The 6573-nt window shown below is 64.0% G+C and carries 4 protein-coding genes and 3 pseudogenes; 4 read left to right on the top strand and 3 right to left on the bottom strand.

Translation table 11 applies throughout. The annotated features are described in order from the left end of the window. Nucleotides 1-392 precede the first annotated feature (392 nt). Entirely contained in the window at nucleotides 393-1682 is a 1290-nt protein-coding gene (locus IEZ11_RS47505) for a nucleotide disphospho-sugar-binding domain-containing protein (protein WP_189269328.1), read from the top strand. A gap of 230 nt (nucleotides 1683-1912) precedes the next feature. On the opposite strand, the pseudogene IEZ11_RS52800 reads toward IEZ11_RS47505, so the two are convergent. After that, nucleotides 1913-2167, bottom strand: a pseudogene (locus IEZ11_RS52800) (transposase); the annotation flags it as partial. Between the two features lie 296 nt (nucleotides 2168-2463). Then, nucleotides 2464-3012, bottom strand: a complete 549-nt coding sequence (locus tag IEZ11_RS47495; RefSeq protein WP_308426601.1) for a TetR/AcrR family transcriptional regulator — start codon at nucleotides 3010-3012, stop codon at nucleotides 2464-2466. A gap of 128 nt (nucleotides 3013-3140) precedes the next feature. Between IEZ11_RS47495 and IEZ11_RS47490 the strand changes: the two genes are divergently transcribed. The 3 genes and pseudogenes from IEZ11_RS47490 to IEZ11_RS47480 all read left to right on the top strand — a co-directional run bounded on the left by IEZ11_RS47490 (nucleotide 3141) and on the right by IEZ11_RS47480 (nucleotide 5537). After that, nucleotides 3141-3881, top strand: a complete 741-nt coding sequence (locus IEZ11_RS47490; protein WP_189269326.1) for an SDR family oxidoreductase — start codon at nucleotides 3141-3143, stop codon at nucleotides 3879-3881. Between the two features lie 246 nt (nucleotides 3882-4127). Continuing rightward, nucleotides 4128-4628: pseudogene (locus IEZ11_RS47485) on the top strand (transposase family protein); the annotation flags it as partial. Between the two features lie 444 nt (nucleotides 4629-5072). Continuing rightward, on the top strand, nucleotides 5073-5537 hold the full coding sequence (locus tag IEZ11_RS47480) for a MarR family winged helix-turn-helix transcriptional regulator (RefSeq protein ID WP_189269325.1): 465 nt from the start codon (nucleotides 5073-5075) through the stop codon (nucleotides 5535-5537). A 94-nt stretch (nucleotides 5538-5631) separates the two neighbouring features. Here the strand turns inward: IEZ11_RS47480 and IEZ11_RS47475 are convergent. After that, nucleotides 5632-6501, bottom strand: a pseudogene (locus IEZ11_RS47475) (IS256 family transposase); the annotation flags it as partial. Between the last annotated feature and the right edge of the window lie 72 nt (nucleotides 6502-6573).

Here is a 6573-nt window from a genome sequence, read left to right as displayed (position 1 = left end):
CAGGAGCCGCGTCCGGCACGGACGGTGACCTTCGGCCGAGCCAGCACCAAAAGTGATCCAGAACCCAAATTCAGCCGTTGCCGACAACATCCAGTCCCGCTTCCCCACACAGGCCATAGCCCACGATCCAGGGCCACGCTCCCACGCTCCACCACGACACGACTACCCGGGCTGAGTCACATGATCGTGTTACGAGCTCTTACGGCCCGCAGCCTGGACAACGCGCAGCTGGTCGTCACCGACAACTGCAGCGGGCTGGTGACCACCTCTCGTTTGAGAGTCCGCCATGCTGGTGAACTCTTTCGAGGTCCTCCTTCGTGTCTTGACTAGACACTAGACACTCGGGCGTCTTGCAAAGGTCCGCCCGCCGTCGCTTGGACGAGGAGCGTTGCTTGAGCAGGATTCTGGTGGCCGCTTCACCGGTTTACGGGCACTTCGCCCCGCTGAAGCGAGTAGCTGCGTTTCTGGCCGGCCGTGGGCATGACGTGACGTTGCTGAGTCATGAGCAGTTCCGCCCGATGGCAGGTGAGAATGTCCGGTACGAGGCGTTCACCGGGGAAGCCGGGATCGACGTGGAGCAGGCGCACGCCGAGCCGGAGCGGCTGGCGATACCCGCAGGACCAGAGCGGTTCGCGTGGGATATGCGTAACATTTTCGTCAAGGCGGTGGCACCTCAGTTCCGCGATGTCCAGCGCATCCTCGCGGAAGCCGGGGACGAACCGGTGGTCTTGATATACGAGACGGCATTCCTTGGTGCGGCGCCCTCCTTGCTTGGGGCTCCTGGGCCGCGCCCGGCGGCCACGATCGGACTCGGCCCCGTCGCCTTCACACTGTCGAGCGTCGACACGGCACCGTTCGGCATGGGTCTGGCACCGGACAGCAGCGAAGAAGGCCGTGCACGCCACCGGGAAGCGAACGCCTTCATGCAGGAGCAACTGCTCGGACCCGCGCAGGGACTTTTCGAGCAGACCCTTGCTGAGCTCGGTGTCACTGCCGCCGAAATTCCCTTCTTCCTGGACTCCCCTGTTCTCAATGCGGACCTGTTTCTCCAGATGTCCGTGGAGGAACTCAGCTACATGCGCAGCGACACCCCTGCGCATGTGCGCTTCATCGGAACGCTACCCCCGGCCGACGCCGGGGGTGAGCTCCCGGAGTGGTGGCCGGAGGTGGAGGCCGCCGAGCGCGTCGTAGTGGTAACCCAGGGCACGATCGCCAACCAAGACTTTGGTGAGCTGATCGAGCCGGCTTTGGACGGCCTGGCAAGCTTCCCCGGCCTGGTGATTGCGGCCACTGGCCGCCCGGGGGAAGTCCGCAACGTGCCGGCCAACGCACGTGTGACGGAGTTTGTGCCATTCGACGAGCTGCTGCCGCACGCGGACGTCTTCGTGACGAACGGCGGCTTCGGCGCCGTTCAGCAGTCTCTGCGCAATGGCGTGCCGATGGTGGCCGCGGGTCTCAGCGAGGAGAAACTGGAGAGCAATGTGAGACTGGCCGCCACCGGTGCGGCCGTGAATCTCGCCAGCCAACGGGCGGCTCCCGCCGAGATACGCAAGGCCGTCGAGGAGGTCGTAGCTACCGCGTCCTACCGGAATAACGCCCGGCGCTTGGCGGCCGATTACGCCGCTGTCGACGCATTCGGTGAGATTGAGAGGGCTCTCGCCGAGCTCACCCACTATCTCTGAGCTTGAAGTTTCCGCTCTGGGCAGTTTCGTTGAGACGCCATCCGTCTGTCGATCACTCGCCGAACAGGATTCGTGCGATCAAGTGAAGGCTGGGGCATGGCGGCAAGGCCTGCTGGTGGTTCGGGGGTGCGATCCCAACCGAGTACCGGATGCCCTGCCGCGACCACCCCGCCTGCGACGTAATGACCAGCAAGATCAGCGGCAACCTCCGCCGCCCGCAGAGAGTGAACCGACCCGCTCCGCACCTTCGGGATCTTCAGGTCCAGGTCGCCGGCCTGCGTGGTCAGCAGCCTCTCCCGGTGGCCGTTGCGCCAGGTCGTGCGCGCCTCGGAGTGTTCACGCGGCGCGGCACCGATCACCTCGGTGGCCTCGGCCTCGATCAGCTCCTGCAGAATGCGCTCGCACACCACCCTGATTGCTTCAACTCCATCGGCCCGACGTAGTGACTCAAGCAGCCGCATCAGCTCAGACTGGGACAAGGCCATCGCGTGCTCCTCCGGTCGAACTGCCCGTTCACCAGGGAGACTTGCGCGATGGCCTGCCCATGTTCAGGGAGCATGCACCGCCAACGGATGCACGCCCCGGGCAGACACCCGCGCGTTCCAGGACTCGGTCCGGCTACACCACTTCATGGAACGCGATCGCGGCGGAGTCCGGGGCCCCCGGAGCAAGTGCCTTTGCGGCTGCCCAGTTGGACGTCAGGGGACTACCTGCATCGCCACCAGAAGCGAGAGGTACTGCATCTGCAGACGTGAAACGATCAGAGTCTGAGAGGTACAAGTCAGTCGTGTCTGCGCAGCCCGTCGAGAATGACGACGAGCAGACGGTGAGCCCGCTCGTTCCACTCGCTGGAGTCGATGCGCGCCAGATAGCCGAGTAGCAGGATGACGTCACGGGCATCGACATCGTGCCGAATGGCTCCCCGAGACTTGCCGGCGTCGAGCAGCGTGGTCAGCGCGTCGCCGATGGGCCCAAGGCTGTGTTCGCTGAGGTGCTGCCACACCCCGACCTCCAGCGCATCGAATACTCCACGCTTGACTTGCGAGTACTCGGCGACCCGGTCAAGCCACAGGGCCAGCGCCCTGACGGGTTCGTGCTCGGCGAGAAGTACCGGTGCAGTCGCTACCAGTTCTTCGACTTCGTAGCGGTACACCTCGGCCAGAAGAGCCTCGCGGGTGGGGAAGTGGCGATAGAGGGTGCCCTGACCTACACCCGCGCGCTTGGCAATGGCGTTGAGTTTCACGTCGTCAGAGTCAGCGATCACTTCCCGCGCGGCCCCGATGATACGGGCCCGGTATTCGGCGGCGTCGGGGCGGCGGGAAGCGGCCATCATGCCTCCTCGGCGGCAAGGACTGGCACAGCGGACACGTGTCCGCTACGGTCGGAGAACCGTAGCGGACACGTGTCCGCAACGGGAACTGAAGCGGACACATGTCCACAGTACGCGAGAGGAGTGTCATGCCTTCCTCCTACGACAAGGTCGTTGCGATCACCGGCGCGAGCGCTGGTATCGGCGAGGCGACGGCCCGCCTGTTGGCCGAACGCGGCGCAACGGTTGTACTGGGCGCCCGACGCACCGCGCGGCTCGACGAGCTTGCCGAGTCCATCCGGCAAGCTGGCGGCACCGCGCTCACCTGCAAGGTCGACGTCACCAACCGCGAGGATCTACAGCAATTCGTAGCGGCTGCTGTAGAGGAGTACGGGAGGCTCGACGTCATGGTCAACAACGCTGGCGTGAGCAAGCTCGGCCCGATGACCCAAATCGACATTGACGCCTGGGACGCAATGATCGACGTGAACCTTCGAGGCGTACTCCACGGGATTGCCGCAGCCCTGCCGGCGTTCCGCCGACAGGGCCAGGGACACTTCGTGACAACGGTCTCCACGGCAGGGCTGGGCTACGCACCGACCATGGCTGTGTATGCCGGGACTAAAAACGCCGTTCGCGCCATCCTCGAGACCCTGCGAAAAGAGTCGACCGATGGCGTAATTCGCCAGACACAGATATCTCCGGGATACGTCAGGACCGAACTCGACGTGGGTATCGACGACCCTGATATCCGCAAGGAAATTCGTCGAGGCATGGACGAGTTCGGACTGTCACCCGATGCCATAGCCCGTGCAATTGCGTTCGCCATCGAACAACCCCACGATGTCGAAATCGGCGAGATGTCCATCCGCCCGACGGTCCAGGGCTGAAGCAGCCTGAGTATCCAGAGCAGCACCACGGAAGCACCTGCCCGCCAACTAGCCGCAGTGGCTACATCGTGGTACTTCTCCCGCACCGGGAATAATCAAGCCCCCTGTGGTCAAAACTGGCAGGAGGAGTGCGTCACTGCGCCTTTTCCAACCTGACTGAGCGATCGGGCAGTTGGGCTGGCAGAGTGGTGAAGCCCTTAACAGAGGCGTTTTCGACCAAGGTGAAGTCTCTACCAGTGGCTTCGTGTGTTTTTCTACCCGTCCGGGCCGGATTTGCACCGTGCTTCCTCACCACTCCACTGTGGGAACACCGCCGCGTGCAGGGCACCCGCCGGCGCCTGAACACTGGCCGACAGACCCTGCTCACCCTCGCCCACCTCCGCAACGGCCACCCCTACCCTCAGCTCGCGACCGGGTTCGGCACCACCACCGCCTACCGCTATGTCACCGAAGCCGTCGACCCTCCCGGCCTCACTCGCCCCGGTCCTGGCCGAGGCAGCCCGGACGGCTTCGGCAAAGGCATACGTCCTGCTGAACGGCACCCTCCTGCCCACTGACCGGAGCGCCGCAGATCAGCCCTCGTATTCCGGCAAGCACCCAGAACAGGGGATGACCGTGCAGGTTATCGACGGTCCTGCCAGCCGTCTGCTGTGGGCGTCACCCGCCTTGCCCGGAGCCGTCCACGACGTCCGGACAGCCCGCGAGAACGGCGCCATCGACGCTCTAGGCCGGCGTCCCCTGCCCTGCCCACAAGAAATACCGTGCCTGCATCACGCCACCTCAGGCTGAAGATGGAAAAGATTCCCTCTTTCGGCACTGGTTCTCGGTCTAGGATCGGTGCTCCTAGACCGAGAACCGGACGATTTAGAGGCCAGCGAGTCACGCCCCGATGAACGAACCGCCGGTGCAGCACAGAAGCAGGGCCTTCACACCATGACGCTGCCAGCTGCTGTCGACGAAACAGCGCTCTCCCGGACAGTGAATCCGTCTGTGTTTCCCCGCACCACGGCATGGGCTACGAGAGGTTATCGTCAGGGCAACCGCGCCAACCTGCCTGCCACGCCAAATTCGCTGGATCGTAGCCCCGTGTCACGCGTTGCTGTGCTTTGCGGTCCTCCCCACCGAGAGTTCTGCGAGGAGAAGCCGCGACTCCGTACCGGCCCGTTCCTCTTCTGTCCAGTCAGGAGCACCATGAACGCATCCACATCGCTCAGCCGACGCTGGAGAATCCTCGATGGCCTGCACCAGCAGGTCGCGTCACGGATCGAAAGGAAACTGCAGAGAGAATTCGGGATCAGCACTCGTGAGTACTACGCTCTCGCTGCGCTCGAAGGGGGCGCAACGACCACTGAATACCAGGTACGCGCCGTTGCCCGGTCGATCGGTCTGAGTTCCTCCGCCACCAGTCGACTTCTCTCTCGCCTCCACAACCGAAATTTCATCACTCTCCAGGTCAGCGAACGGGACCGTCGCACGCCCGATATCCAACTGACCCCCATGGCACATGAGGTGGTGCGTCAAGGCCCCGGCGTCCTGGAGAAGATCACGAGTTCCGTGATCGGATCGCTGAACCCCGCCGATCACGATCCGGACCTACTGCGGTGGCTGGAGACAGATGCGAATGCGCTGCGCCCAGCACCATGCACGGCTCCATAACTGTGATGAGAAGAGACACGCGGACGTCCGGGAGGCTGAGGAGTCTGCCGGGGTGGGCGTGTCAACTTAACGGCTGATCTTGGTTGTTGAGGTGTCAGTTGTTGTTCGGGGTCAGGCGGCCTTCGAAGGCGATCTGGAAGGCGTTCAGGGGCGCCTTCCAGCGCATGGTCCACCGCTTGCGGCCCTTGCCGGTCGGGTCCAGGCTCATCAGGGCCATGTAGATGCACTTCAACGCGGCGGCCTCGTTGGGGAAGTGACCGCGAGCGCGGACGGCCCTGCGGATGCGGGCATTGACGCTCTCGATCGCGTTCGTGCTGCAGATGACCTTGCGGATCTCGACGTCGAAGGAGAGGAAGGGGACGAACTCGGCCCAGGCGTTCTCCCACAGCTTGATGATCGCCGGATACTTCCGGCCCCAGGCTTCCTGGAACTCCCCGAACCGTTCCGTCGCCGCGTCCTCGCTGGGGGCGGTGTAGACGGGCCTGAGCGCCTTGGCGACCTTGTCCCAGTCCTGGCGAGCCGCGTAACGGAACGAGTTGCGCAGCAGGTGAACCACGCACGTCTGGACAATCGTGCGGGGCCAGACGGTCTCCACGGCCTCGGGCAGGCCCTTGAGCCCGTCACAGACCAGCATCAGTACGTCGTCCAGGCCGCGGTTCTTCAGCTCGGTGAACACATGCAGCCAGTACTTGGCGCCCTCGCCGCCGTCGCCGGCCCAGATGCCGAGGATGTCGCGAGTGCCGTCCACGGTCACCGCCATCACCACGTATATCGGGCGGTTCGCGACCTTCCCATCCCTGATCTTGACGTTGATGGCGTCCACGAACAGAACGGGGTAGACGCGGTCGAGTGGCCGGTTCTGCCATTCGGCCATGCCGTCCATGACCTTGTCGGTGATGGTGGAGATGGTCTGCTTGGACACCTCCGCCCCGTAGACCTCGGCGAGATGAGCGGAGATCTCCCCGTGAGACTCCGCCAAGCTCGTTTCCGCAGTTCAGTGGGGCTGGTGTGATGTGTCGATGAGGCCCTCACGCTG

The sequence above is a fragment of the Streptomyces fuscichromogenes genome, from assembly GCF_014645815.1.
In the GTDB taxonomy this organism is placed as follows: domain Bacteria; phylum Actinomycetota; class Actinomycetes; order Streptomycetales; family Streptomycetaceae; genus Streptomyces; species Streptomyces fuscichromogenes.
The sequence above is the reverse complement of the archived record's forward strand: the minus strand, read 5'-3'. Positions and strand labels throughout refer to the sequence as shown.

Bases quoted from the DNA above. Each gene is read 5' to 3' on its own strand.
- IEZ11_RS47495 (WP_308426601.1), bottom strand. From the start codon at position 3,012: ATGGCCGCTTCCCGCCGCCCCGACGCCGCCGAATACCGGGCCCGTATC.
- IEZ11_RS47490 (WP_189269326.1), top strand. From the start codon at position 3,141: ATGCCTTCCTCCTACGACAAGGTCGTTGCGATCACCGGCGCGAGCGCT.
- IEZ11_RS47480 (WP_189269325.1), top strand. From the start codon at position 5,073: ATGAACGCATCCACATCGCTCAGCCGACGCTGGAGAATCCTCGATGGC.